General features: G+C 73.8%; 1 protein-coding gene. It reads right to left on the bottom strand.

Annotated elements, in window-relative coordinates:
* Positions 1-748: FAD-binding protein (locus tag AB7E83_RS27990; protein WP_428574799.1), on the bottom strand; the 748-nt coding region annotated here is incomplete at both ends.

The raw sequence follows: 748 nt of genomic DNA, 5'->3' as shown, positions 1-748 counted from the left end.
CGGCTGCGAGCGCGCGTGACACGCCCCGGCCGAGACCCACGCCTGCAGTTGCGAGACAGCCGGTTCGAGGCCGCCGGCCTCGCGCACGAGTCCGACGTGACGCCACATCAGATCGCGAACGGCGGCTCTCGTCGGCAGCGCCCCAGGTGCCGGCGTGACGGCGACGCGCTCGGCGTCCTCCACCAGGTGCGCCGCCCGCGGCGGCCCGGTCATCGCGCGCGCGGCCCGCTCGCCGAACACGAGACCCTCGAGCAGCGAGTTGCTCGCCAGCCGGTTCGCGCCGTGGACGCCCGTGCAGGCCACTTCCCCCGCCGCGAAGAGGCCGGGAACGGATGTCCGGCCGTCGAGGTCGGTCGACACGCCCCCCATCAGGTAGTGCGCCGCCGGACTGACGGGAATCGGATCGGTCGCCAGGTCCAGGCCGGCCTGCGCGCAGACCCTGGCGATCGTCGGAAACCGCTCCCTGACGAACACGCCGTCCAGGTGTGCCAGGGACAGGTACACCGGCGCGTCCGTGCGCAGCGACTCCCGCACCATCGCGCGCGCGACCAGGTCGCGCGAGGCCAGGTCTCCCGCCGACTCGTAGCGGGCCATGAAGGCCTCACCGTGGCGGTTGATCAGGTGCGCGCCCTCGCCGCGCAGCGCCTCCGTGAGCAGGAACCGCGGCGCCCCGACGGCGCTCAGCACCGTCGGATGGAACTGCACGAACTCCATGTCGGCCACGCGCGCGCCGGCCAGAAACGCCATC

The organism is Ramlibacter sp. (assembly GCF_050250995.1).
Lineage (GTDB): Bacteria > Pseudomonadota > Gammaproteobacteria > Burkholderiales > Burkholderiaceae_C > Ramlibacter.
Note: the sequence above shows the minus strand (reverse complement) of the source record. Positions and strands in the feature narration are given on the sequence as shown.